Source organism: Nonomuraea sp. H19 (assembly GCF_052068215.1).
GTDB lineage: Bacteria > Actinomycetota > Actinomycetes > Streptosporangiales > Streptosporangiaceae > Nonomuraea.
The window spans coordinates 65,325-89,279 of the sequence record NZ_JBQHCV010000037.1 but is presented as its reverse complement, the minus strand read 5'-3'; the positions used below and the strand labels follow the sequence as shown (position 1 = coordinate 89,279).

General features: G+C 69.9%; 22 protein-coding genes. 12 read left to right on the top strand and 10 right to left on the bottom strand.

Annotation, left to right across the window (positions count from 1 at the left end):
• Window positions 1-246: 246 nt before the first annotated feature.
• From ACTMTI_RS49620 to ACTMTI_RS49590, 7 genes are all read left to right on the top strand, one after another.
• The gene (locus tag ACTMTI_RS49620) at window positions 247-816 is read left to right on the top strand and encodes a TniQ family protein (protein ID WP_441127880.1); all 570 of its coding nucleotides are present in this window, start codon (window positions 247-249) and stop codon (window positions 814-816) included.
• Window positions 714-1,736 carry a UTRA domain-containing protein gene (locus ACTMTI_RS49615; protein WP_441127879.1) on the top strand — a complete coding sequence of 341 codons (1,023 nt, stop codon included), beginning with the start codon at window positions 714-716 and terminating at the stop codon, window positions 1,734-1,736. The genes ACTMTI_RS49620 and ACTMTI_RS49615 overlap by 103 nt, the downstream gene beginning before the upstream one ends.
• 22 nt (window positions 1,737-1,758) lie before the next feature.
• Window positions 1,759-3,045, top strand: coding sequence for an ABC transporter substrate-binding protein (locus tag ACTMTI_RS49610; RefSeq protein WP_441127878.1), 1,287 nt, complete (start codon window positions 1,759-1,761; stop codon window positions 3,043-3,045).
• A 47-nt stretch (window positions 3,046-3,092) separates the two neighbouring features.
• A complete protein-coding gene (locus tag ACTMTI_RS49605; RefSeq protein WP_441127877.1) occupies window positions 3,093-3,989 on the top strand; it encodes a carbohydrate ABC transporter permease in 897 nt (298 codons plus the stop codon).
• Entirely contained in the window at window positions 3,986-4,786 is an 801-nt protein-coding gene (locus tag ACTMTI_RS49600; protein ID WP_441127876.1) for a carbohydrate ABC transporter permease, read from the top strand. Before ACTMTI_RS49605 ends, ACTMTI_RS49600 begins: the two co-directional genes overlap by 4 nt.
• Entirely contained in the window at window positions 4,783-6,801 is a 2,019-nt protein-coding gene (locus ACTMTI_RS49595; protein ID WP_441127875.1) for a GH36-type glycosyl hydrolase domain-containing protein, read from the top strand. The genes ACTMTI_RS49600 and ACTMTI_RS49595 overlap by 4 nt, the downstream gene beginning before the upstream one ends.
• Window positions 6,802-7,017: 216 nt before the next feature.
• Complete coding sequence (locus ACTMTI_RS49590; RefSeq protein WP_441127874.1) at window positions 7,018-7,470, top strand: SDR family NAD(P)-dependent oxidoreductase; 453 nt, start codon at window positions 7,018-7,020, stop codon at window positions 7,468-7,470.
• Between the two features lie 53 nt (window positions 7,471-7,523).
• Here ACTMTI_RS49590 and ACTMTI_RS49585 read toward each other — a convergent pair whose 3' ends face one another.
• Window positions 7,524-8,351: an alpha/beta hydrolase family protein gene (locus ACTMTI_RS49585; RefSeq protein WP_441127873.1), complete on the bottom strand. Its 828-nt coding sequence runs from the start codon at window positions 8,349-8,351 to the stop codon at window positions 7,524-7,526.
• A 76-nt stretch (window positions 8,352-8,427) separates the two neighbouring features.
• Between ACTMTI_RS49585 and ACTMTI_RS49580 the strand changes: the two genes are divergently transcribed.
• Complete coding sequence (locus tag ACTMTI_RS49580; RefSeq protein ID WP_441127883.1) at window positions 8,428-9,738, top strand: M28 family peptidase; 1,311 nt, start codon at window positions 8,428-8,430, stop codon at window positions 9,736-9,738.
• Window positions 9,739-9,865: 127 nt separating this feature from the next.
• Here ACTMTI_RS49580 and ACTMTI_RS49575 read toward each other — a convergent pair whose 3' ends face one another.
• From ACTMTI_RS49575 to ACTMTI_RS49535, 9 genes are read right to left on the bottom strand one after another with little or no spacing between them, the layout of a single operon-like run.
• Window positions 9,866-10,594, bottom strand: coding sequence for an SDR family NAD(P)-dependent oxidoreductase (locus ACTMTI_RS49575; protein WP_441127872.1), 729 nt, complete (start codon window positions 10,592-10,594; stop codon window positions 9,866-9,868).
• Between the two features lie 7 nt (window positions 10,595-10,601).
• Window positions 10,602-11,828, bottom strand: coding sequence for a sialidase family protein (locus ACTMTI_RS49570; protein ID WP_441127871.1), 1,227 nt, complete (start codon window positions 11,826-11,828; stop codon window positions 10,602-10,604).
• Window positions 11,825-12,607, bottom strand: coding sequence for an HpcH/HpaI aldolase family protein (locus ACTMTI_RS49565; RefSeq protein ID WP_441127870.1), 783 nt, complete (start codon window positions 12,605-12,607; stop codon window positions 11,825-11,827). Before ACTMTI_RS49565 ends, ACTMTI_RS49570 begins: the two co-directional genes overlap by 4 nt.
• Window positions 12,608-12,635: 28 nt before the next feature.
• Window positions 12,636-13,640 (bottom strand): aldo/keto reductase, encoded by a 1,005-nt coding sequence (locus tag ACTMTI_RS49560; RefSeq protein ID WP_441127869.1) that lies wholly within the window; start codon window positions 13,638-13,640, stop codon window positions 12,636-12,638.
• Entirely contained in the window at window positions 13,637-14,497 is an 861-nt protein-coding gene (locus ACTMTI_RS49555) for an ATP-binding cassette domain-containing protein (RefSeq protein WP_441127868.1), read from the bottom strand. Before ACTMTI_RS49555 ends, ACTMTI_RS49560 begins: the two co-directional genes overlap by 4 nt.
• Window positions 14,494-15,369, bottom strand: a complete 876-nt coding sequence (locus tag ACTMTI_RS49550; RefSeq protein WP_441127867.1) for an ABC transporter ATP-binding protein — start codon at window positions 15,367-15,369, stop codon at window positions 14,494-14,496. The genes ACTMTI_RS49555 and ACTMTI_RS49550 overlap by 4 nt, the downstream gene beginning before the upstream one ends.
• A gap of 7 nt (window positions 15,370-15,376) precedes the next feature.
• Window positions 15,377-16,312 (bottom strand): ABC transporter permease, encoded by a 936-nt coding sequence (locus ACTMTI_RS49545; protein ID WP_441127866.1) that lies wholly within the window; start codon window positions 16,310-16,312, stop codon window positions 15,377-15,379.
• A complete protein-coding gene (locus ACTMTI_RS49540; protein WP_441127865.1) occupies window positions 16,309-17,244 on the bottom strand; it encodes an ABC transporter permease in 936 nt (311 codons plus the stop codon). Before ACTMTI_RS49540 ends, ACTMTI_RS49545 begins: the two co-directional genes overlap by 4 nt.
• A gap of 3 nt (window positions 17,245-17,247) precedes the next feature.
• The gene (locus ACTMTI_RS49535) at window positions 17,248-18,774 is read right to left on the bottom strand and encodes an ABC transporter substrate-binding protein (RefSeq protein WP_441127864.1); all 1,527 of its coding nucleotides are present in this window, start codon (window positions 18,772-18,774) and stop codon (window positions 17,248-17,250) included.
• A 358-nt stretch (window positions 18,775-19,132) separates the two neighbouring features.
• On the opposite strand from ACTMTI_RS49535, the gene pdxA reads away from it, so the two are divergent.
• From pdxA to ACTMTI_RS49515, 4 genes are all read left to right on the top strand, one after another.
• Complete coding sequence (gene pdxA / locus ACTMTI_RS49530; RefSeq protein ID WP_441127863.1) at window positions 19,133-21,466, top strand: 4-hydroxythreonine-4-phosphate dehydrogenase PdxA; 2,334 nt, start codon at window positions 19,133-19,135, stop codon at window positions 21,464-21,466.
• 38 nt (window positions 21,467-21,504) lie between these two features.
• Window positions 21,505-22,326: a DeoR/GlpR family DNA-binding transcription regulator gene (locus ACTMTI_RS49525; protein WP_441127862.1), complete on the top strand. Its 822-nt coding sequence runs from the start codon at window positions 21,505-21,507 to the stop codon at window positions 22,324-22,326.
• A 103-nt stretch (window positions 22,327-22,429) separates the two neighbouring features.
• Window positions 22,430-23,422, top strand: coding sequence for a DUF5685 family protein (locus ACTMTI_RS49520; RefSeq protein WP_441127861.1), 993 nt, complete (start codon window positions 22,430-22,432; stop codon window positions 23,420-23,422).
• 356 nt (window positions 23,423-23,778) lie between these two features.
• Window positions 23,779-23,940: a hypothetical protein gene (locus tag ACTMTI_RS49515; protein WP_441127860.1), complete on the top strand. Its 162-nt coding sequence runs from the start codon at window positions 23,779-23,781 to the stop codon at window positions 23,938-23,940.
• Window positions 23,941-23,955: the final 15 nt, after the last annotated feature.

The following is a 23,955-nucleotide window of genomic DNA, read 5'->3' as shown; positions in this document are numbered from 1 at the left end:
GAACAGCTCGTCATCCTGGACGGCTGCGGCCACGCCCCCCAGCTGGACTGCCCAGACCCGGTCAACCGCCACCTCCAGACCTTCTTCGCCGACTCACGGTGACCAGTTGCCCGCGCGTTCATCTCCGCAGGCCGTCGGTTCACGATGCTTAGCCCCTGCCTAACCAGCCGATGAGAGCTTCCACCGCATGACCGATTCGGCCCGAATCGGCGGACCGTACAGCCTTTTAAGCCCGGGGGCTCACGAGTGGCGCACCAGATTGCGTTTCGTTCGGCGTCTGGCCCTCAGGGAGGTGTACTGCGGAACGTGCGGATTCGTGGTAGCCGTCCAATCGAGCATGATCGTTCGAAAGGGCTCGGCTGCTCTGCTGTGCGCCGTGGCTGCTCCCTTGCTGTACGTTGCACTCTCATCCTCGCCATCGAGGCGTGCTCTCTCGCCGTCCTCAACCGGTCGAGCTTTCGATCCACTGACGATGGCATCCAGACGGAAGTTCGTGAGTGGGCACGGTTCTTCGGCAGCCGGGCCTGCCCAAAGTGCTTGACGGCTTCGGCGGGAGCGTGGCAGCTCCGGTGGAAGCTGGGCTGGGCCGCAGTTTGTCCCACGCATCGGATGCTGCTGGTGGATCACTGCCCGAGATGCCGCATTCAGTTGCGACGGGGCCCCGCTGGCCAGCCGCGCCGTCTGTCGCGCTCACGGATGCCGGCCCCTATGCGATGCGGCGCTACACCCTCGGCGAGGACTTCCTCACCATCTACGACGGCGAGTACGTCTTCGAGAACCTTCGCGAGGCCACCGGCCTGCGCGCCCGCGCCATGATGCGCATGGCGCTGATGGGCCAGGGCGGCCTGCTGCAGGAGGAGCTTCCGGGAATCCCGGTCAGTGCCGATCGACAGCAGAAGCGCGGCAAGGTTGACACATTTATGGTGACCAGAAAAGATACGGTCGTCCGTACAACTGAGGGCGGGAACATGTCCGATTGGGAACGCAGGCTGGCGCTCGACCCGTCAGCCGCGGTGCCGCTCTACTACCAGCTGCGCGAGCGCCTGCGAGCGGTGATCCGCGACTGTGAGCCCGACACGATGATTCCCGCCGAGAAGGACCTGATGGCTTACGCGGGCGTGAGCAGGGCGACGGCCCGGCGGGCGATCGGCGACCTGGTGCAGGAAGGGCTGCTGGTGGCCAGGCAAGGCAGCGGCACCTACACCGCGCCGCTGGCCGTGACCCCGGAGCTGGGATCGCGGCCGGCCGGGTTCACCGAGACGATGGCGCGGCTGGGCCGCAGGCCCACGACGCAGGTGCTCAAGGCCCACCTCCAGCAGGCGGGACCCGACGTCGCCGTCGCGCTCGGCGTGCGGGCGCACCAGGAGGTCGTCTTCGTCGAGCGGCTGCGCCTGCTCGACGGCGTGCCCTGCATGGTCGAGAGCGCCCATCTGCCCGTCGAACTGGTCCCCGGCATCCTGGACGAGGACCTCACCGGCTCCCTCTACGACCTGTTGCGCACCAAATACGGCCGCACGCCCGCGAGCGGCCGGGAGACGATCGGCGCGGTCAACGCCGACTACCGGCTCGCCGAGCTGCTGCGCGTGCCCATCGCCGCGGCCCTGCTGGCCACCGCTCGCAGCACGTCCACCGAGAGCGGGATCGCCCTCGAATACACCATCCGCCACGCCCGCGGCGACCTCACGGTGTTCTCCGTGGAGCTCAACGACGCCAAGAACGCTCTCATGGGCCAATAACCCCCATATCGGGAGGTCGAGCATGACCAGGTTGACCCGCCGTGCCCTGCTCAGAACCGCCACTCTCGCAACGGCTTCCGGCTTGCTCGCCGCCTGCGGATCGGACCCGGTCGCCACCGTGCCCGCCGACGGGGTGCCGCGGGGGAAGATCTCCGTCTGGCTGCACCAGACGAAGGCGTACGACAAGGTGTTCACGCCGCTGCTCCACAGCTACATGCGGGAGTTCGGCGGCGTGGACATCACCCCCCTGTACGTGCCGGTCGACAAGCTCGACGCCAAGCTGCTGACCGCGTTCGCCGGCGACGTCCCGCCCGACCTGTTCAGGATCGGCGGCTGGACCATTCCTGGCCACGCGCGCAAGGGCAGGCTCGCCCCGATCGCTCCCGAAGCCATGGGCGTGGCCGACGAGAAGGCGCTGGTGCAGGCGTACGACGAGCACGCGATCGGCTCGCTGTCCTACGACGGCAAGCTGTACGGCGTCCCCATCGACTACACGATCTGCTACCTCTACTACCGCAGGGACAGGTTCGCTGAAGCCGGGCTCGATCCGGACAAGCCACCCACCACCTGGGAGGAGGTCGCCGAATACAGCAAACGGCTGACCTCGGCCGACGGCAAGAAAGTGGGCCTGCAGTGGATCCTGGGCAACCCGCAGTGGACCCTGATGCAGCTGCTCGCCCTGGTCAACGGCAAGGGCGGCACGATACTCAGCCCCGACGCCACCAAGGCCACGCTCGCCACGGACGCCGGCGTCGAGGCTCTGCGCTACTACGGCAGCCTGGGCAACCCCAGGCTGTCGAATCCGCTGTCGGGGTTCGGGCTGTTCGCCACCGGTGAGGCGGCCATGCTGGTGTCGGGGCTGTTCGCGATGGACCTGTTCCCGACGCTGAACCCGAAGCTGACGTTCGGCAAGGTCTTCGACATCGCGCCGATGCCTCGCTGGGAGTCGGGCCGGCCGGTCGCGCCCGCGTACACGTGGGGCTGGGCGGTCGCCGGGAAATCCCGGCTCCAGTACACCGCCTGGCACTTCATCGACTACCTCCAGCGCGAGGACGTCGCCGCGAGAGAGCTCAAGGACGCCAGCCTGCTCACGCCGGTCAAGGGCTGGGAGAAGCTGCCCGGAGCCGACCAGAAGGCCATCGACATCATGGCCGCGTCCGCCCCGTACGCCGACTTCGGCCCTCAGACGCCCGTCTGGAACGAGATGGCCAAGGCGCTGACCGACGCGGCCGACGCGGTGGCGTTCGGCAAGAAGACGCCCGAGCAGGCCTCGGCCGACTTCGACCAGGCGATGCGGATCGCCTTATGACGGCAGTGCGGGCCGGGATCTCTCAGGGAGGCGGAGCGGGGCCGCTCGTGCCACGCGTGGGACGGGTGTCCGGCAAGGGGCAGCGGGGGGCCGAGGCGCGCACCGGCGCCCTGCTGGCGCTCCCCGCCGCCCTGTACTTCTCGGTCTTCTGGCTGGTGCCGTTCGTCTCGGCCGTCTACCTCAGCTTCACCAGCTACGACCTCGCCGGCACGCCCGAGTGGACAGGTCTGGACAACTACCGCAGGATGCTGGCCGACCCCGGCTTCTGGAACTCGGCCAAGGTCACCGCCGTCTACACCGTCGTCTCCGTGATCCCGTCGATCGTGCTCGGCCTGGCGATAGCCGTGCCGCTGAGCAAGCCGGGCCGATACAACGCCTTCCTCCGTGCGATGGTCATGATTCCGGCCGCGATGCCGCTGGTGGCCACCTCGCTGACATGGTCGGTGATCTTCGCCGACAACGGCCTGGCGAACACGCTGATCGGGCTGGTCGGCGCGGAGCCGAAGCCGTGGCTGACCGACGAAGGGCTCGCGCTCTGGGCCCTGGTGATCATGACGACGTGGAAGCACCTCGGTCTGTTGGTGATCATCCTGACCGCGGGCCTGCAGGGCCTGCCGCTGAGCGTCTTCGAGGCCGCCGCGCTCGACGGTGCGGGACCAGTGCGGATCTTCTATCGCATCACGCTGCCGCTGCTCCGCCGCACGCTGCTGTTCGTGCTGGTCATCGCGGTGGTGGGGGCGATGCAGTCGTTCGTGCCCGCCTTCCTGCTGACCAAGGGAGGCCCGGCGGGCGCGACCGAGGTGCTGCCGCTCTACCTGTGGGCGACCGGCTTTGCGTTCGAGCGCATGGGCTATGCGTCGGCGATCGCGATGGTGCTGCTCGTGGCCATGCTGGTGCTCTCGATCGCGCAGTTCCGCGTGCTGCGGGGAGGCGATGACGGGTGAAGGTGCTCCGCGGGACGGTGCTGACGCTGGTCGTTGCCGTCATGCTGCTGCCGGTGTGGGCGATGTTCGCGGTCTCCTCGGCCTCGGACGCCGGTGACCTGGGCGGGCTGTCATTCGACGTCGCCCAGTTGGGCGCGCACGTGGCGGAGCTGTTCGGCCAGGGCGGCTTCCCGATCTACCTGCGCAACAGCCTGATCTTCTCGCTCGGCATCGCGGTGCTCGAGGTGATCTTCTCCGCCGCCGCCGGGTACGCGCTCGCGCAGCTCCGCTTCCCCGGCAGCCGCGCGCTGTTCGCGGTGATCGTGGGGACGCTTTCGTTGTCGCCGATCGTGGTGCTCGTGCCGATGTACCTCATCGTCAAAGCACTGGGCTGGATCGACACCTTCCAGGGCATGATCGTGCCGTTCATGATGAGCGCCTTCGGGGTGTTCCTGGTCCGCCAGTTCGCCCTGGCGCTGCCGCGCGAGCTGCTGCTGTCCGCGCGGGTGGACGGGGCAAGCGAGTTGCGCATCTTCGTCCGCATCGGGGTCCCCTTGCTGCGGCCCGCGCTGCTGACGCTCTTCCTGCTGCAGTTCCTCGCGCAGTGGGACAACCTGCTCTGGCCGCTCGTCGTGGCCAACGATCCCGGGTTGTGGCCGCTGCCCGTGGGGCTCTCGCAGCTCCAGACCGAGTACGACTTCAGCATCGGCCTGGTGAGCACCGCCGCGCTGATCACCGCGGTGCCGCCGCTGACGCTGATGTTCCTGTTGCAGCGCTACTACGTCGCGGGTCTGACGCTGGGAGGGGTGCGGAAATGAGCACGTACGGTGAGTGGACGACGGCGTACGGGCTGCCCGCGTTCGCGTACACGCTGGATCAGGAGCGGGACCCGCGCGCCGAGTGGGACCCCCTGCTGGACCCGCCCACGCGGCGGCACTTCGCGCACGTGGGCAACCGGCGGATCACGCTGGTGTCGGACAACTACGGGCTGAGCGACCTGTTCGACGAGCACACGAGCCTGCTGTGGCTCACGCGAGGGACCGGGGCGACCCGAGTCGACGGTCTTTCCACCGATATTTCGGGATCTGAGCGAGTCTTTGGGCCCACCTTCGCCATCGTCCGGGTGGCTGACGAGCGTCTGGCTCTGGAGCGCACGGTCCTCTGCCCGGAGGGCGAGCAGCCGTGGGTGCTGATCCGGCTGCGCGTGCGCAACCTGCTCGATTCGCCGGTACGGCTGGAGCTGACCGAGGAATGGGCGGCCAGGGCGGCCAGGGTCGAGCTGATCACCGGCGCCGTCGACGCCGACGATCCCGGGCTCGAACTCGAGCTCATCGGCGGGGCCAGGACGCGGTCCGGACGGCTGGAGGTGCCGCTGGAGCTGGAGGCGGGCGGCGAGCGAGTGCTGGACCTCCGCTACGGCCTGCTCGGCTCCTCACCCGAGGGACCCGGGACACCCGGGACACCCGAGACCGGGTCACCCGGGACCGAGTCGTTCGAGCGCAGTCTGGAAGCCCTGCGCGCCCGGCTGCCGCGCGCGTCGGCCGCCCGGGCACCCGAGGCCGAGCGGGAGATCCCCTGGCACGCCGCCCTGCTCACCGGCGCCGCCTGCGCCGATGGCGTTCTCGGCGGCCACACCCTCGACCAGGGGTCCTGCTACTCCTTCAGGCACGGCTTCAACGGCGCCGCCCGCGACCCGCTGCAGCACGCCCTCCCGCTCGTCTACATCGAGCCCGACCTGGCGCTGTCCGTGCTGCGCAACACGTGCGCATGGGGCGGCCCCGAAGGCGACCTGCCCTATGCGCTCGGACCGGACAAGCAGCCCTGGACCGACCTGTTCCGCCCGTCGGACCAGAACCTGTGGGCCCTGTGGCTGGCCGCCGAGTATCTGAGCGCGACCGGCGACGGGGCCGCCTTCCGCGCGAACGTGCCGTACCACCCGATCCACGAGGCCCCCGAGGTGCCGCTGCACGAGAACCTGCGCCGGCAGTTCAGATTCCTCACCGACGTAGTCGGACGGGGCGAGCACGGACACCTGCGCATACTCAACGCCGACTGGAACGACATGGCCATCGTCGAGAGCGGCGTGCCCCGCGAGGTGATGATCGCCCAGGGCGAGTCCGTCCTGAACTCCGCCATGGCCGCCTGGGTCCTGCCGCGCTACGCGACGCTGGCCGAGCGCCTCGGCGACGACGCGACCGCCGCCGAGGCCCGCAAGCTGGGCGAGGAGCTACGCGAACTGGTCGCGGGCGAGTGGAACGGCCGCTGGTACCGCCGCGCGTACGGCCCGGGGGCGGTCGTCGGCGACGACGATCTGTGGCTGGAGGTGCAGCCTTGGGCCGTCCTGTGCGGCGCCGCCCCGCCTGAGCGGGCCGTGGAGCTTCTGCGCACGATCGAGCGCACCTCCGCTGCCGACTCCCCGCTGGGTGCCCGGCTGCGCTGGCCCGTACGCGACGGATACGGCCCCGGAGGAGTCGGCACGATCTGGTACGCGATCAATATGACGCTCGTCTGGGCCGCCGCGGAACACCTCCCCGACCTGGCCTGGGACTGGTGGCGGCGGATGACGCTGGCCGCGCACACGGCCGCCTACCCGGACGTCTGGGAAGGCACGCTGTCGGGCCCCGACGCCTACCTGGCGCCCGAGACCGGCCGTCCCGGGCGCACGTGGGACCTGGCCGACGTGGGCGTCGCCATGCAGGCGTACCCGGTCGCGAACCTGCACAGCCACTCCCAGCCGCTGCTGGCCTACCTGCGGCTGCTCGGCGTCGAGCCCTTCCAGAGGCCGCGCGGCGGCGCTCACTTCGCCTCCCGGGTGCTGAAGGTCGGGCCATGACCCGGGCGTGCCGGATGGGCGCCCGCCGTACTCGGCCCGATGGCGGGGGCCATCGGCGCCGCACTCTGTTCGAGGCCGCCTGCCTCGAACACCGCCGCCGTGCTCAGACAGCCATGAGCGCCGTCCTGGTGGCCGGATCGGACGGCGGCATCGGCCGCGCCTGCGTGGAGGCGATCGAGGCATCCGGTACGAGAGCGTACGGCGTGGACCTCGCCGATGGCGTCGACATCACCGCGCCAGGCCAGGTCGAGAAGGCATTGGCCCAGGCCGCGGCCCGGCACTGGGGGATCGTCGGCGTCGTGCACGGACGGGTCGATCGTGGTGATCGGCTCGGCGCTCGGCACGTCGATCGACGACGACTTCCGCACGGTGGCGTACGCCTCGGCCAAGGGTGCGCTGATCCCGCTGATCAGGACCGCCGCCCGCGAGGCCGCGCCACGCGGCGTACGGGTCAACCTGATCTCGGCCGGCCTGGTGTCCACGCCGATGAGCCTTCGTGCGCGTACGTCCGCTTCTGTCCAGGCCAGGCTTCCCTCGCTGATGCCGCTCGGGGCGAGCCCCTGCCGACCGGAGGAGGTCGCAGAGGCCGTGTTGTGGCTGCTCTCGCCTGCGTCGGGGCGGACCACGGGCGCGGTCATTCCCGTCGGCGGAGGGTGGCATCTGAGATAACCGTCCTGCGAGAAGGACGAGGCGGCTCGTCGCACTCGTCCTTCCTCAGCTCTTCAAGGCAGATTCTTCTCCGTCTGGTTCTGCCAGCCGGCATTGGTGTTGATCTCGGGCGACGTGCCGGCGAACGCGCCGCGCGCGTACATGTCGCCCTGGAGCTGGTACATCAGCCACGCCGTCACGTACCCGAGGAAGCCCCCGCCCGTGCCCTGGATCGTGTTGTGGCCGGCGCCCTTGAGCTGCGCCTTCGCCGCCGCACCCGGAACCTGGTTGTAGTACGTCTGGAGCGCCGAGTTCGGAGAGATGATCGTGTCGTTGGCCCCGCTGACGAACAGCACCGGGCAGGTCAGCTGGTTCACGTAGAACTCGTCCCCCGAACTCACCCAGATCGGAGCGGGCAGCGCGATGGGGACCACGGTGTCGATCAGGCCGCCGGACTTGGTGGCGGTGTTGACCGCGCCGCCCGCCCCCTGGGAGTGACCGACCGCGCCGACCTTGGTCACGTCGAGCTTGCCGTAGAAGACGCTGGAGCTGTCGGTGTTCCGGGCGATCAGGTACTGGGCCGCGGCGATCATCTCGGACCCGGTGCCCGTCGTGGTGTCGGTGGAGGCGACCACGGCGAACCCCCAGGAGGCCAGTTGGCTGAGCAGCCCCGGGTACTGCGTGGGCACCGCGTTGGTCCCGTTGCCCCAGGTGATGATCGGATGCTTGACGCCTCCCGCCCCGAGGTCGGCTGGGTAGTACAGCTTGTACCCTGGCGCGTCAGCGGTCGCGACCGTCCAAGGGCCCGCGACCTTGAAGTGCGCCTCGATGGTGTCCGCGGCCTGAGCCGGTCTGGTCAGAAGTCCCGATAAGAGCACGACGACGGCCACGGCGAGCTTCATACAGCCTCCCGAATTTGTACGGATGACCGGAACTTTCTCTTCACAAGCGGCTCATGTCAATGGTTGGATCGTGAGCATGGATCACGTCCCGTCCGCCGCGGAGATGCTCGGCTGGATCGAGACCGTCGTGAGGCAGGGCATCCGCCGTCCCGGCTATCCGGCGGACGCCTGGACCGAGCGGTGGCTGGCCGAGCGCCTGTCGGAGTTCGGCCTGGAGGTCTCGCTCGAACCGGTCGAGGTACGGCGCTGGCAACCGGGCACCGGGCTGCTACGCCTCGACGACGGGACGTCGTGGGCGGGCATGCCGCTGCCGCACACCATGGCGACCGGCGGCCTCCGCGGACGGATCGCGCGGCTCGCCGACGCCCGGCCGGGCGACATCGTCGTGGACGAGCTCACCTTCACCGACCTGCCGCAGTCGTACGTCAAGACGCTTGCGACCGCGGTGTACGACCCCGAGGGCAGCTTCGACACCCTCGTCCAGACGATCCCGTTCGGCCCTCGGATGATGGAGGTCGTCGAGCCCGCCCTGGCCGCGAAAGCCGCGGGCTTCATCGGCGCGCTGACCGGCGTCCCTTGGGACACCTGCGACTATTACGTGCCGTATGACGCGATCGAGCGCCCGATCCCCGCTCTGTGGCTGTCCGGGACGGACGCCCGCCAACTGCTGGCCCGCCTCCCGTGCGAGGGGGAGCTGATCTCCGAGTCCACCACCGACACGGTGATCACGCACAACGTGATCGCAACCCTCCCCGGCAACTCGCCCCACACGGTCATCGTCGCCTCACACCACGACGCTCCGTGGGCCTCCGCCGTCGAGGACGCCTCCGGCCTGGCCCTCGTCCTGGCCGCTGCCCGCCACTGGGCCCGCGTCCCGGCCGGCGAACGCCCGCACAACCTGACGTTCCTCCTCACCTCCGGACACATGGCCCACGCGGCGGGCACCCGGGCCTTCATCGACCGCCACAGACCGGAGCTGGCCGATGTGGTGCTCGAGCTGCACCTGGAGCATGCCGCGCTCCGCTGCGAGGCGGTGAACGGCAAGCTTGTACCGACCGCCGATCCGGAGGTCAGATGGTGGTTCACGACGCGCGCTCCCCAGCTGGAGCGGCTGGTCACCACGACGCTGGAGGCGGAGGACCTACGGCGGTCGTTCGTCCTGCCCCCGGACGTGTTCTCCCCGATGCCACCAACCGACGGCGCGTTCTTCCATCCCGAGGGCGTGCCGCTGGTGCACTTCCTGTCGGCGCCGATGTACCTGTTCGACTCGGTGGACAGCATCGACAAGATCGACGTGGCCGGGCTGGAGCCGCTGACCCGCGCGGCCGTCCGGATCGTAGCAGGCACCGCCGGCTGGACACCGGACGAGCTCCGGGTCACTCCATGATTCCCGCCTCGTCCAATGGCGCGCCACCATCAGTCTGACGCGCCACAGGGGAATGTTCGGGCGCCCCTATGGCTCACCGTCCTCACCCCTTTCCTTCGCTCACTGCCACGGAGCGGGAGCTGCCAGTTCACAGTGATGCGCCGGCGCACATCACCAGGTGCTGGCCGGTAACCGCGCCTCCTTCCGGTCCGAGGAGGAAGGCCGTCAGTCCCGCGACCTCCTCGGGTCTGATGAACCGGCCCAGCGGCGGAACCCGTGGCGGAGTGGCGGCACGTCCGGGATCCCGCAGCATGGGGGTGTCGGTCGGGCCGGGGGCGACCACATTGACGGTGATGCCACGCGGGGCCAGTTCCATGGCCCAGGAACGGGACAAGCCCACGAGCGCGGCCTTGGTCGCCGCGTACTGGCTCTTGCCCGCCGCGCCCGCCATCGTGCGGCTTCCGATCAGCACAACGCGGCCACCTGGGCGGATCGCGCTGGCGAGGACGTTCACCAGAACGGTCGCGGCCTCGACGTGGACCCGCCACATGAGGGCGCCGTCCTGTGCCGAGAGGCGTCCGAGCGGCGCGGAGCGTTGCACGCCCGCCGCGTGAACGATGGCGTCGACGGCGCCCACCGCGGCCGATGCGTCGGCCAGGTGGTCGAGGTCGGTCAGGTCTGCCTGGATCCACGAGCAGGCCGGGGTGTCCTGGCGGTGCTCCGGAGGGCGGGTACGGCTCATCCCGGTGATTCTCCAGCCCTCGCGGAGCAGGCGTGTGGCGACGGCCCGGCCGATGCCGGAGCTGGCCCCGGTCACCACCGCGTGCTGCGGCTCGTCCGAGGTCCGTCCGGTGTGGCCGTCTGGCGCGGCGTCCATCGGCACGTCAGATGCCTTCGGCGCGGGCGGCCCACTCGGGTCGTACTCGGACGTACTTGATGACGCGGCGGTGGTAGGTGAAGACGATGTGCAGGTCACCGTCGGCGGTTTCCTGGATGGACGGGTAGGAGAACTCTCGGTTGAGGCCATCGCGGGAGTTGTTGGTCAGGCAGTAGCCATCGCCTACCTCCAGATCGCGGCGGATCGGCCACGTGCGCCCTCCGTCGCCGGACAGCGCGAGGGTCATGGGCGCACGCGGGGCGCCCCAGAACGCGGTCCGCTCATCGCTCCCGGCGGGTGCCGGCTCTTCCCCGGTCCGACTCGCCGGGGTCGCGGCGAGGCCGTCATCGTCGATCTCGTCGTACAGGGACACCCGGCGCTCGGTGGCGTCGGCCGCGCTGCTGGCGTTGAACACCAGCGCCAGCCGGCCGTCACGAAGTGTGACGTACTGGATGGAGGAATTGTTGTTGGGCAGCTCGGTGGCAGCGGGAACGCTCCAGGTCATGCCCTCGTCTTCCGACCGGCTCACGTAGATCGAATCTGCCCAGCGGCTCCGGAACAGCGCGAGCAGCGTGCCGTCGGCCAGCAGGTGGACGTTCATGTGGACACAGCCGACGCTGTCCGGGACGGGCTGTTCGCGCCAGGTTCGTCCCTCGTCGTCGGAGACCATGAGAGAGCTGGTGTCACGGTCGCCGACCCAGCGCTTCCCCGGTGTGGTGACGCAGTTGAAGACGGGCAGCAGCCATCGGCCGGACGGCAGCACGAGCACGGGCTGCCGGACGAAGACCCCGCCGCGGCTCGTGGCGGGGAGGAGGGTGTGCACGGGTCCCCAGGTGTGACCGTCGTCCTGCGAGATGCGGCAACGGACTTCGGCGGTGTCCTGGTTGCCTGCGTGCTGGGCGGTGTACAGCAGCCACAGCTCTCCGGCGGGAGTGGGGAACAGGACCGGGTTCTGCTCGGAACGCGTCGGGTCGTCGGACAGCCGCGTCGGCGTGGACCAGGTGTCCGCCCCCTTCTGCAGCCGGGAGAACCAGATGGAGATGTCCGAGACGCCTTCCTGCGTGCCGCCGAACCACACGCAGCCGAGAGCGCCGTCGCGTAGCGACATGATGTTGGCCGCGTGGTTCTGCACGGCAGGCGCGATCAGATACGCCTCATGGCGGTCCGGATCGTCGTCGCGAACGCGGATCATGCCGTCCATGGGCAGATGGTCGGGAACGACGGGCTGGCTCACTGTTCTCCTCGGCGAGACTGGGCTCGGGCGTCGGTCAGGTGGGACTTCGCGGCCTGTTCGAGGTGGACGAGGTCTGAGGCGATGGTGGCGAAGGTGTATCCCTCGGCCAGGCGCTTGGCGGCGGTCCCGCCGTCGGGGGTGTGTATGCCGGCGGCGACGCCGGCGGACCTGGCGGCTTCGCGCACCGTGACCAGCGCGTCTTCGAACGAGGAAGCGATCGCGGGGTCGCCGGGGAAGGCGCCGCCCAGGGCCAGGCACAGATCGGACGGGCCGACGTAGACGCCGTCCAGGCCGGGGGTCGCGCAGATCGCCTCGATGTTCGCCAGCCCCTGTGCCGTCTCGATCATGACAAGGACCAGCACTGTGGCGTCGCTGTCCGCGGGGCGCGGCCCGATGCGGAGCGCCGAGCGCATCGGGCCGTACGAGCGGCGCCCCTTGGGCGGATAGCGGGTCGCGGAGACGGCCGCCGCGGCGTCGTCGGCGGTGTCGATGAGAGGCACGATGACACCTGCGGCGCCCGCATCCAGGGCACGGCCGATGTGGCCGGGGTCGTTCGCCTCGACCCTGACCAGGCCCGCGGACACGCCGCCCGCGTCGATCGCCATCAGGCCGCTCAGCAGCCCCGAGTAGCCCAGCAGCCCGTGCTGGGCGTCCAGGCACACGTAGTCGTAGCCGAGGCGTGCGATGCGTTCGGTGGACACCGGCGAATCCAGGACGGACCAGTAGCCCAGTGCGGGCTCCCGGGCACGGATCCTGGCGGTGAAGTCGGTGATGCTCACTGCTGCTCTTCTCCTCGGCGGTCGGCTCTCATCGGTTGTAGGCGGGCATGGGGCCGCGCAGCGCCGCGCCCACGCGGTCACAGGCTGCGACGACATCCTCGGGAAGCGGTCCGGCCGCGGCGGTCGCGATGTTCGCGCGCAGGTGTTCGGCCTTGGAACCGCCGAGCAGGACGGCCCCCACACCGTCGCGATGGAGCAGCCACCGCAGAGACAGCTCGATGAGGGGGATGCCCGACTGCGCGGCGATCTCACCGAGGGCGGTGACGGCCTCGAACAGCGCCGGGCTCCAGTACCGCTGCCGGTACATGGGAGCGAGCTTGGAGTCGCCGAAGCGGCCGGCGTCGGGGTCCTGGTCGAAGGTGTGACGCCCGGTGAGCAAGCCCCCGCCGAGCGGGTTGTAGACCATGGTCGTCAGGCCGGTGCTCCGCGCGAACTCCAGGTATTCCTCCTCCACCCTGCGGGCCAGGAGGTTGTACAGCTGTTGGGCGACGACAGGCCGCGGCGCGCCGACGGCGTCGGCGGTGTGGTTGATCTCCGAGATCTGCCAGGCAGCGTAGTTGGAGACGCCGAGCGCGCTGATCTTGCCCTCGGCGACGAACTCGGCGATCGCACCGAGCGTCTCGGCCGACGACGTGCGGCGGTCGGGCTGGTGCAGGTAGAACAGGTCGACGTGGTCGACCTGCAGGCGGCGCAGGCTGCCTTCGAGGCTGGCTCGCAATCCTCTGGCGGACAACGGCGCGTGATCACCGGCGTCCGGATGGGGCATGCCGGCCTTGGTGGCGAGGACGACCCGGTCGCGCCGGGTGGCGAGCAGGGGCGCCAGGATGGACTCGGTCGCGCCGCCCGCGTAGGCGTTGGCGGTGTCCACACCGGTGATGCCGGAGTCGAGCGCCACGTCCAGCATGCGCGCGGCCTCTTTCGCGTCGGCCGTGTCGCCGAACGTCATGGTTCCCAGCACCAGCCGGGACAGCCCGATGTGCGCCCCGGACGGTGTCGCCGCCGGTACGGAGATCGCCGGTACGGAAGTTGTCATCGGTCGGTTCCTCGCTGAACGGGTGCTCCGGCGGACTGCGTGGTGGACGGGGCCCGCACCAGGTCGCGCGGCTTGCGCCCGCGCATCGTGGCCGGATCCAGCGCGGCCCTGCGGAGTGCGCGCGTGTAGGGGTGGGCCGGGGCGGCCAGCACCGTCCGGGTCGGGCCGGACTCGACCAGGCGCCCTTTGCTCATGACGACGATGTCCTCGCTGATCTCCCTGACCACACCGAGGTTGTGGGAGATCACGACATAGGTGAGGCCGGTCTCGGCCTGGATCTTCACGAGCAGGGCCAGGACCTGCGCCTGCACGGACACGTCCAGTGCGCTCGTCGCCTCGTCGCAGACCAGGAGGTCGGGCTTGGAGGCGAGGGCTCTGGCGATGCCGATGCGCTGGCGCTGGCCGCCGGAGAACTCCGGCGGGCGACGTTCCAGGGCCGTGGCGGGCAGGCCGACCTGGTCGATGAGCTTGGCCGCCTCCTTGGCCCGGGCGCGTCTGTCGCGCATTCCGCGCACCCGCAGCGGTTCCGCGACGATCTCCTCCGCCGACAGGTGCGGGTCGAGCGATCCGTACGGGTCCTGGAAGATCATCTGTACCCGGGTGCGCATCGGGCGCAGCTGTTTCTCCCTCAGCTGGGCGATGTCGGTGCCGCCCACCACGATGCGGCCTGCGGTGGGCTTGACCAGCCGTACGATCGACCGGGCGATCGTGGACTTGCCGCAGCCTGACTCCCCCACGATGGCCAGGGTGCCGCCCCGCCGCACGGTGAAGCTGACGTTGTCGACCGCGCGGAACACGCCGTGGGCGACGGGATAGTCCACGACGAGGCCGTCGACCTCGAGGAACGCGTCGGTCATCGGGATCCTCCCACGGCGTCGTCGAGGGGCGCTTCCAGGGACTCGCCGTCTTCGTCCCAGGGGCCCAGCCGTGGGACCGCTGTCAGCAACTTCCTGGTGTACGGGTCGCGGGGTGCGTCGACGATCTGCTCGGCCTCGCCCGACTCGACGAATCGCCCGTCCTTCATGACATGGATGCGGTCCGAGACGAGCCGGGCCACGCCGATGTCGTGAGTGATCATGAGGATGCCGATGCCGGTGTTCTCCTGTACTTCGAGCAGCAGGTCGAGGATGCCTGCCTGGACGGTGACGTCCAGGGCGGAGGTCGGTTCGTCGGCGACGAGCAGCCCGGGCGATCCGGCGAGCGCGATCGCGATGAGCACACGCTGCAGCATGCCTCCTGACAGCTGATGCGGATACCTGCGTAGCTGGGACTCCGGATCGGATATGTGCATCCGGGCCAGCAGGTCGACGGACCGCGAGACGGTTTCCGACCGGGACAGGCCGCGATGGCGCAGCCGCACGGCCTCGCGGAGTTGCTGCCCGATGGTGTGGACGGGGCTGAGCGCCGTCATGGGATCCTGCGGGATGAGCGAGACGGTACGCCCGCGCACCTTGCGCACCGCGCCGGGGTCGGCGATGACGTCGACTCCCTGAAAGCGGGCCCTGCCAGAGAGGACCGCCAGCTCCGGGGGGAGCAGCCGCAGGATGCCCATGGCCGTGGTGGACTTGCCCGACCCCGACTCGCCGATGATCGTCACGGTTTCGCCCTGGCGGATGAGGAAGCTGACACCGTCGACGGCGCGGACGATGCCGGCTTCGGTCATCAGCTCGATCTGCAGGTCCTCGACCTCCAGCAGGGGAGGATCGGCCCCATCGAACTCGGCTGTCATGCCCGGCTCACCTTTCCTTCCGCCTGCGGACGCGGTCCCGCAGCCCGTCTCCGAGCAGGTTGACACCGACGACAAGCAGCACGATGACCAGTCCAGGCAGCGTGACCAGCCACCACGACGTCGTGATGTAGTCCTGGCCGTCGGAGATGATGCGGCCCCAGGTGGCGAACGGGCGCTGCGGACCGGCGCCCAAGTAGCTCAGCGCGCTCTCCAGCAGCACGGCCTGGGCCAGCAACAGCAGGATCACCAGCGTGGCCTGCTTGACGACGTTGGGCAGCACGTGCCGGAGCAGGATGGTGATGCGATGCAGGCCGAGCACCCGGGCCGCGGCCACGTACGGTTTCTCCCGCTCGACGAGCACCAGAGAACGGGTCAGGCGGGCCACTTCCGGCCACTGCGCGATCGCGATCACGAAGGTGATGACCGGAATGGACGGGCCGAAGAGCGCGACGATGAGCAGCAGCATCAACAGCAGAGGCAGCGACAGCTGCGCTTCCAGCAGGCGCGAGACCATGGCGTCGACCCAGCCACCGAAGAATCCGGCCGCGGCGCCGGCGATGAGACCGATGATGCCGGACACGACGATGGCCAGCACGCCGACGGTGAGCGAGACCTGGCCGCCGTGCAGGACCCGGGAGAGAAGATCTCTGCCAAGCTGGTCGGTTCCGAACAGGTGCCCGTCGGTCAGCGGTGGCAGGCGACGCAGGCCGAGGCTCTGCTCATCCGGCCCGGGGATCGGCAGGATGTTGGCCAGGGCGACAGGCACGACGACGAGGGCCACGCACACCGAGCCGACCCATGTCTTCAGCCGCGCGCTCTTGCGGCGGCGGACCGCCGCGGATCGGGCGAGATCCTTGGCGGAGACCGCACTGGGCCGCGCGGGAGGCTCCGCGGTGTCCCGGCTGCCGAAGCCGTCGGCGGGGCCGGCCGCCGTGGCGGTCATGAGGCCACCGCCTTCCCGAGTCGTACCCGCGGGTCGAGCAACGGGTAGGTGAGATCGATGAGGAGCTGAACGGCCACTGTCAGGATGGCCGTGACCAGGACGGTCGCCTGGATCAGCGGGTAGTCCCTGGTTTCCAGCGCGCGCACGACGAGCGATCCGACACCCGGCCAGGCGAAGACGACCTCGACCACCACCACGCCGTTGAGCATGGCGGCGAACCGGGTGCCAAGCGCGGTCACCACCGGGATGGCCGAGTTGCCCATGGCGTAGCGCCAGGTCAGGCCGCGTTCGGAGACGCCGCGGGAGCGGGCGATCGTCAGGTAGGGAGCCGCGAAGCCGGCCCCCATCTCCCGGCGTACCATCCGGGAGATCAGCGCGATCTGCAGGATGCCGACGGTCACGGTCGGCAGCACCAGGCCGGCCCAACTGGTGAAGCCGGATGCCGGGAGGACGGGAACGAGCACGGCGAAGATGGTCAGCAGCATGATGCCGCTCCAGAACTCCGGCATGGACTGGCCGGCGATCATGGCCACGTTGGCCCCCAGCTCGCGACCGGTGTCGGCGTGCCGCGCCATCCAGACGCCGACCGGGATGGCCACGACCGCGGCGAACAGGATGGCGGACACGGCGAGCATGACGGTGTACGGCATGCGGCTGAGGACCACGTCCAGGGCGGGGGCCTGGAAGGAGAAGGACGTGCCCAGATGGCCGCCGAACAGGTCACGCACGAAGATTCCGTACTGCTGTATGAGCGGTTTGTCCAGGCCGAACTGGACGCGGATGCGGTCGAGTTCGGCCGTGGTGGCCAGGGGGCTGGCGTATGCGGCGGCGGGATCCCCTGGTGCCAGCCGCACGAGGACGAACACCGCGGATACGGTCAGGAAGATCGCCAGGATGCTCTGCCCGACACGCTGGGCGACGTAGCGGATCACGACTCATCCACTCAGTCGGACGGATGCGAGGTCGTAGGAGTTGGTGGGGCTGAGCAGGACGTTCTGCATGCGCTTGCGCCGGGCGATGACGGTCTTGGGGACGAACGCCCACATGCAGGGCCAGGTGTCCCAGATGTCCTTCTGGGCCGTGGCGAGGAGGCGATCCCTGGCCGCGTTGTCGGTTTCCTGTGAGGCCTTCTGCAGCAAGGTCGTGATCTTGGGGATCACGTAGCCATGGTAGGTGTCACGGGTGGCCTCCTTTTCCGCCGTGCCGGCGAACATGCCCTGCAGCGGAGTCAGCGCCAGCCCGGTCGGGCCGGGATAGCCGTTGCCGAGGACGTCCCAGTCGCCGGCCCGGCCCTGCCGCCACTTGGTGATGTCGCCGCCCGGCTGGAACTGCTGGAGTTCGGCCTGCACGCCGACCGCCTTGAGCATCTCCACCACCGCCTCCATGACGCTGGTGTCGTTGGCGAACTCTCCGGTCTCCCAGATGATCTTGATTTTGAGATCTTTCACTCCGGCGGCGTCGAGCATCTGCCTGGCCTTCTGCGGGTCGTAGACGTACTCGCCCGTTTGAACCGCCCCGGTCAGGGTGTCCGCCACCACGCCTCGGGCCTGGGTCACCGAATCGGCGAAGACGTCCTTGATCAGGGCGGGACCGTTGATGGCGTAGCTGAGCGCCTCGCGCACGCGCACGTCGGCGAGCGGGTGCCCGGAGGGCTTGCGGAAGTTGTAGAAGAGCTGGCTGATCCGCGTGCTCGGCACCTGCTGTATCTCCACGTCGCTCAGACCGGAGAGCTGGCTGATCGCATCGGGGGAGATCGAGTCGATCACATCGACCTCGCCGCTGCGCAGGGCGACGACGCGGTTGGCCTCCTCCGGGAGGAACCTGACCTGTACGGTCTTGATCACGGGCGCGGGACCCCAGTATTTGTCGTTGACCTGCAGCGTGTACTCACCGGTGCCCCGGTTCGCGGAGGTGACGACGTAGGGGCCCGATCCGATGCCGCCCTGGAGCTCCTCCGGTTTGTTGCCGGCAGCGGGGGTGATCAGAATGTTCGCCATCAGGTAGTCGAGTGTCGGCACCGGGTTCTCCGTCACGAGCTTGAAGGTGCTCGCGTCGACGGGGGTGACGGTCGGCCATTCGGGGAAGAGGCCGGCCAGGAACGATCCGAGGACCTTCTGGTACATCTGCAGAGCGGTTGAGACGTCTTCGACCGTGACCGGGCTGCCATCGGAGTAGTGGACGCCGTCGCGCAGCTTGACCGTCCACTCGGTGGGAGCCGTCAGCTCGAACCTCTCGGCCAGGACGGGCTGCACGGTGAGCTTCGGATCGATGAAGGTCAGCGCCTGACGGACGCCGCGCTGGACGGTGACGGCGGCATCGAACTGGTTGAGCTTGTTGTCCAGCGACACGAGCGAGCGGTTGAGCGCCAGCGTGATCCCCGGGCCGGCGGTGGAGCCGGCGCTGGATCCCGCGCCGGGGGCGGTCCCCGGTCCCGCGCAGGCGGCGAGGGGACTCAGGGTCATGGCCGCACCTGTGAGAGCACCGAGACGGAGAAGACTGCGGCGGGAGAACTGGGGGGCGCTTCCGAGATGAGTCACTGGGGTTCTCGCTTTCTGAACCGTCCGCAGCGGTGCGCCTCTCAGCAGCGGCCGCCTGCCAGGTCCGGATGTTTCCCACGTCACAACGACGTTGCTGCACCATTACACGCATGCGCACTTCGCGCAAGAGGTCTAGCGCATTTTGTGCAAGCTGTGACATCATCCGGTCAAGACGAAGGCTGCGCCGACGTGCACGCCTCGCTCCGGAGCGGATCGCGCAAGAGGTTCGCGAGGACTGCGAGAGCCTGCCTGACGTGCAAAACCTGACTATATCGGGGGTTCCTTGAAGCCCAAGCTCAGCACGGTCGCGGACGGTGTCCTCGTCGTGGCCGACGACCTGTCGGGTGCGGCCGAGGCGGCAGCACGCATCATGATGCGCACAACACGCACAAGGATTGTTCTCACTGACCACGCCGTGCGGGGCGAGCGCGATTCCGCCGACATCCTCGTCGTCGATACCGACTCCCGGCACCTGCGTCCCGCGGAGGCTGCCGCGGCGGTGCGTTCCGCGGTCGCCCTGGCCTCCGTCGGGCGTCCGCGGCTGGTCTTCAAGAAGATCGACTCGCTGCTGCGCGGCAACGTCGCGGCGGAGGTGGCCGCGCTGACGACGCCTGGGGCCGGCATCGTCGTCGCCCCTGCCCTGCCTGGCCTGGATCGAGTGGTGCGCGGCGGCGTGCTGCACCTGGCCGGTGTGGCCCTCCACCGGGCGAACGCCTGGACGGTGGACGGCGTCCCGGCTCCGACGTCGGTCGAGGCGGCGCTGGCGCCGCTCCGGGCCCGCGTGCTGGACCTCGCGACCGTGCGATCGGACCGTCTTTCCGACGCGATCGCCTCGTGCGCCGAGGAGGCGCGCATCGCGCTGTGCGACGCGGAGACCGATCAGGATCTGGACGCCGTGCTGCGTGCCGCGCTGGCCGTACCGTCGGTGCGACTGGTGGGATCCGGCGGTCTCGCCGACGCGCTCGGGCGCCATCTGCGGAGTCTCGGTACGGCCGTCGAGGAACATGAGCCCGCCCCGACGCACACCGCGCGGCGCAGGGAAGCGGCGCCGCTCGTCGTGGTGGGCAGCGCCGAGCCGGTCGCGGCCGAGCAGGTGCGCCGGCTGGCCGAGGCCGGAGCCGTTCCCGTTGCCCTGCCCGTGACGGCGCTCCTCGGCACACCTGCCGGCCGGGATCCCCTCCCCCACATCCCGATCGGCGACCGGGCGGTCGTGGCCTTCCTCGACTCCGCCGGCTCCGTACTCCCTGCGGCCTCCCGTGACATCGCGCGCCGGCTGGCCGAGGCCGTCGCGGACGCGGTGCGCGCGTCCGCGCGGCCGGTGGACCTCGTGCTGACCGGCGGAGAGACCGCCCGGCGCGTCCTCGACGCCCTCCAGGTGCGGGAACTGACACCTGTCGGGCAGGTGCACCCGGGAGCCGTCCACTCCCGGACGCCGGAAGGCCGTTCAGTGGTCACCCGCCCGGGCAGTTTCGGGGAAGGCGACTCGCTCGTCGAGATCGTCAGGGCGTTGGCTCCGCACTCCCTCGGACCTCTTGATCCCACTCTTCTCCCCCTGAACCAAGCGAAAGGTCCCGTCGTGAGCATCAGCACCGCCGCCGTCGGCCGACAGCCGCGCACAGCGGCCACTCCCATCATCGCCGTCACCATGGGAGACGGGGCCGGCGTGGGTCCGGAAGTCATTGTCGGCGCCCTCCAGGACCCCCACATCGCCGAGCTCTGCCGTCCCGTCGTCATCGGCGACGCCGTACGGCTGCGCCAGGCGGCCTCCATCCTCGGGACCGCCACCGAGATCGTGGTGGTCGACACGGTGACCGACGCCGTGTTCCAGCCTGGACGCGTCAATGTCATCGACCTGGGGCTCCTGCCGGAAGACCTTCCCTGGGGGCAGATCTCCCCCGTGGCGGGGGCGGCCGCATACCACTATGTGCGGGTCGCCAGCGAGCTGGCAATGGCCGGGGAGGTGCAGGCGATCTGCACGGCGCCACTGAACAAGGAAGCCCTGCACGCGGGCGGCTACATCTTCCCCGGGCACACCGAACTCCTCGCGCACCTGACCGGCACCGACGAGGTGTCCATGATGTTGTCCTCGCCGAAGATCCGCGTCATCCACGTCACCACGCACATCGGACTGATCGACGCCATCGCGAAGATCGAACCCGGCCTGGTGGAACGAACCATCCGCCGAGGCCACGAGGCGCTGCGGCGCGCCGGGATCGAGAACCCGCGCATCGGCGTGTGCGGCATCAACCCGCACGCCGGGGAGAACGGCCTGTTCGGCCACGGCGAAGAGGCCGAGAAAATCGTTCCCGCCGTCGAAGTCCTGAAGGCCGACGGCATCGACGTGCACGGGCCGCTGCCCGCCGACACGGCGTTCTTCGTCGCGGGGCGCGGAGACTACGACCTCATCGTGGCGATGTACCACGACCAGGGCCACGGTCCGGTGAAGATCCTCGGCATCGAGGCCGGGGTGAACATCACAGTGGGCCTGCCCGTCATCCGGACGTCCGTGGACCACGGAACCGCCTTCGACATCGCAGGGAAAGGCACCGCCGAAGTAGGTAGCATGATCGAGGCGCTGCGGCAAGCCGCCCAGATGTCTCCCAGCCCGGCGATCTGACCCCGGAACGTTGAACGACAAGCCGAGAAGGAAGAGCGTTGCCCAGGAACTCTGACCGTCGGCGCGCCGAGATCGTGCGCCTGGCCACGACCAGCGGTCTGGCCAGTGTCGAAGAGCTGTCCTCGACGTTCGCTGTGACACCCTCCACCATCCGCCGCGACCTCGCCCGGCTGACCGCGCAAGGACTGCTGGCCCGCACATACGGCGGCGCGATGGCCGTCGTCGCCCACCCCGAGGACTCGTTGCGCCAGCGCGTCGGTGACGCCTTCGAGGCCAAACGCGGAATCGCCATATGGGCGGCCCAGCAGATCGGAGCCGGGGAGTCCGTGCTGCTCGACGCCGGCTCGACCGTCGCGGCGCTGGCTCACGAGCTGCGCTCCAGCACCCAGCTCCTGATCGCGACCACGAGCCTGACGGTGCTCAAGGAGCTCGACGACGTCGAAGGCCTCCATGTGGAGTGCCTCGGCGGCAGGCTGCGCCACCTCAGCCAGGGGTTCGTCGGCCCCACCACCGAGGCTTGTCTGGAGCGGATGTCGTTCGACCGCGTCTTCCTCGGGGCTGACGGAGTCACCGCCGACCGCGGGATCTGCGAGGCCGACCTCCAGCAGACCCGGCTCAAGGAGCTCATGGCCCGCAGTTCCCACAAGACCTACGTGCTGGCGCATGCGGCCAAGCTCGGGCGACGTCCGTTCCACGCCTGGGTTCAGCTGCCCCGGCCCTGGACGCTGGTGACCGACGCCGGCGCCCCGGAAGACGCGCTGGCCCCGTTCTCGGCTGAGGGAGTCGAGGTGGTCGTGGTCGACGCCGAAGGACAGCTCAGCAAGCCGAAGCCGACCGCGGGTCAGCCGATCGCCCCATAGCGGCCCGCACGCCCGACAGGGGGCCGTGTGTCTCACCCACATGGCGTGTCTTCCGGCGGTCCGGTGCTACGGTTTGCGCGGTAATACGCATGTAAGGGGACGCATGTTCGGCATTGTCCGCCCGTGTCGGCACGTCATGTGCAAGGGGCTCTACGCGGACTGGATGGGCCACCTGTGCGGGCTCTGCCTGGCACTCCGCGACGAGCACGGACATCTGTCCCGTCTGGTGACCAACTACGACGGCCTGCTCGTGTCCGTCCTCACCGAGGCCCAGTCGCCCACGTCCACGTCGCGCCGGAGGGCAGGCCCGTGTGCGCTGCGTGGCTTCAAGGGCGCCGACGTGGTGGAGGCCGAGGGGGTGCGGCTGGCGGCCTCGGTGTCGCTGCTCCTGGCGGCCGGCAAGGTGCGCGACCACGTGGCGGACGGGGATGGCGTGTACGCCCGCCGCCCGGTGGCCGCCGGCGCCACCCGTCTGGCGGGCCGCTGGTCCTCGGCCGGCACGGCCATGGCCGGCACGCTGGGGTTCGACCCCACCCCGCTGACGGCGGCGGCCGACCGCCAAGCCCTCCTGGAACGCGCCCCGGTCCAGGCGCCCCCGGGGAGCGGCGCGGCGCCCGGATTGCGGGAGTTGACGGGGCCTACTGAAGACGCCGTGGCCGCCGCGTTCGCGCACACCGCGGTACTCGCGGGGAAGCCGCACAACCGGGAAGCGCTGGAGGCGGCCGGGCGCGGATTCGGGAGGCTGGCACACCTGATCGACGCGGTGGAGGACCTGGCCGATGACCGGGCGTCCGGGGCGTACAACCCGCTGGCCGCCACCGGCACCGGCCTGGACGAGGCGCGCCGCCACTGCGACGCCGCGCACGCCGAGCTGCGCGCCGCCGTGGACGGGCTGGACCTGCCCCGCCCCGGCCTGACGCGCGCCCTGCTGGTGCGCGAGACCGGCAGCGCCGTCTCCCGAGCCTTCGCCACCGCCGGGACGCACGGCACCGGCCACAGCCCGGACACGCGCCCGACGACCCCGGAGCGCCGCCGGGAGAGCGGCCGCCGAAGCGGGACCCCGGCGGGCTGCTGTCGCTGGCGTGCGCCGCACTGACCTGCTGCACATGCGGGCTGTACCGGCCCGCCTGGGACGAGGACCGCGAGGGCTCCTTCTGCGAGCGCTTCGACTGCTCCGGCTGCGACTGCCCCGGCTGCGACTGCTGCGCCAACTGCTGCTCCTGCTGCCAGGGCGAGGACGGCTGTGCCTGCGACGGCTGCGGCTGCGACTGACGCCGCCTGCCGCCCGCCAGTTCTGCCGCGACCTGCTCGATTGCCGGCCCGGACCGCTGCTCAGCGCGGCGGCGCTGCTCATCGTCGACGAACTCAGCTTCGCCGGCACCCTTGCCTCCCGGCGGGCGGCGCGCCTGCCTCCTGGGGCACTCCTTCAACGCCCGAGGGGTCGGAGCCAGTGTGGATCAGCACACGGGCTGGCTTGAGGTGGGCGAGGAGGCCACGTACGCGCCGCACACAGTCCAGCGGTTCACCAGTCCGGAGAGCAAGCTCATCCACACCCTCGGCTCCGGCCTGATCACGTTCTTCCGGTGGCGTGCCCGCCTCCGGCATACCAGCTGAGCTGCACGGGCAGCA

Bases quoted from the DNA above. Each gene is read 5' to 3' on its own strand.
- ACTMTI_RS49615 (WP_441127879.1), top strand. From the start codon at position 714: ATGCGGCGCTACACCCTCGGCGAGGACTTCCTCACCATCTACGACGGC.
- ACTMTI_RS49610 (WP_441127878.1), top strand. From the start codon at position 1,759: ATGACCAGGTTGACCCGCCGTGCCCTGCTCAGAACCGCCACTCTCGCA.
- ACTMTI_RS49595 (WP_441127875.1), top strand. From the start codon at position 4,783: ATGAGCACGTACGGTGAGTGGACGACGGCGTACGGGCTGCCCGCGTTC.
- ACTMTI_RS49590 (WP_441127874.1), top strand. From the start codon at position 7,018: ATGGCGTCGACATCACCGCGCCAGGCCAGGTCGAGAAGGCATTGGCCC.
- ACTMTI_RS49585 (WP_441127873.1), bottom strand. From the start codon at position 8,351: ATGAAGCTCGCCGTGGCCGTCGTCGTGCTCTTATCGGGACTTCTGACC.
- ACTMTI_RS49580 (WP_441127883.1), top strand. From the start codon at position 8,428: ATGGATCACGTCCCGTCCGCCGCGGAGATGCTCGGCTGGATCGAGACC.
- ACTMTI_RS49575 (WP_441127872.1), bottom strand. From the start codon at position 10,594: ATGGACGCCGCGCCAGACGGCCACACCGGACGGACCTCGGACGAGCCG.
- ACTMTI_RS49560 (WP_441127869.1), bottom strand. From the start codon at position 13,640: ATGACAACTTCCGTACCGGCGATCTCCGTACCGGCGGCGACACCGTCC.
- ACTMTI_RS49555 (WP_441127868.1), bottom strand. From the start codon at position 14,497: ATGACCGACGCGTTCCTCGAGGTCGACGGCCTCGTCGTGGACTATCCC.
- ACTMTI_RS49550 (WP_441127867.1), bottom strand. From the start codon at position 15,369: ATGACAGCCGAGTTCGATGGGGCCGATCCTCCCCTGCTGGAGGTCGAG.
- ACTMTI_RS49545 (WP_441127866.1), bottom strand. From the start codon at position 16,312: ATGACCGCCACGGCGGCCGGCCCCGCCGACGGCTTCGGCAGCCGGGAC.
- ACTMTI_RS49535 (WP_441127864.1), bottom strand. From the start codon at position 18,774: ATGACCCTGAGTCCCCTCGCCGCCTGCGCGGGACCGGGGACCGCCCCC.
- ACTMTI_RS49520 (WP_441127861.1), top strand. From the start codon at position 22,430: ATGTTCGGCATTGTCCGCCCGTGTCGGCACGTCATGTGCAAGGGGCTC.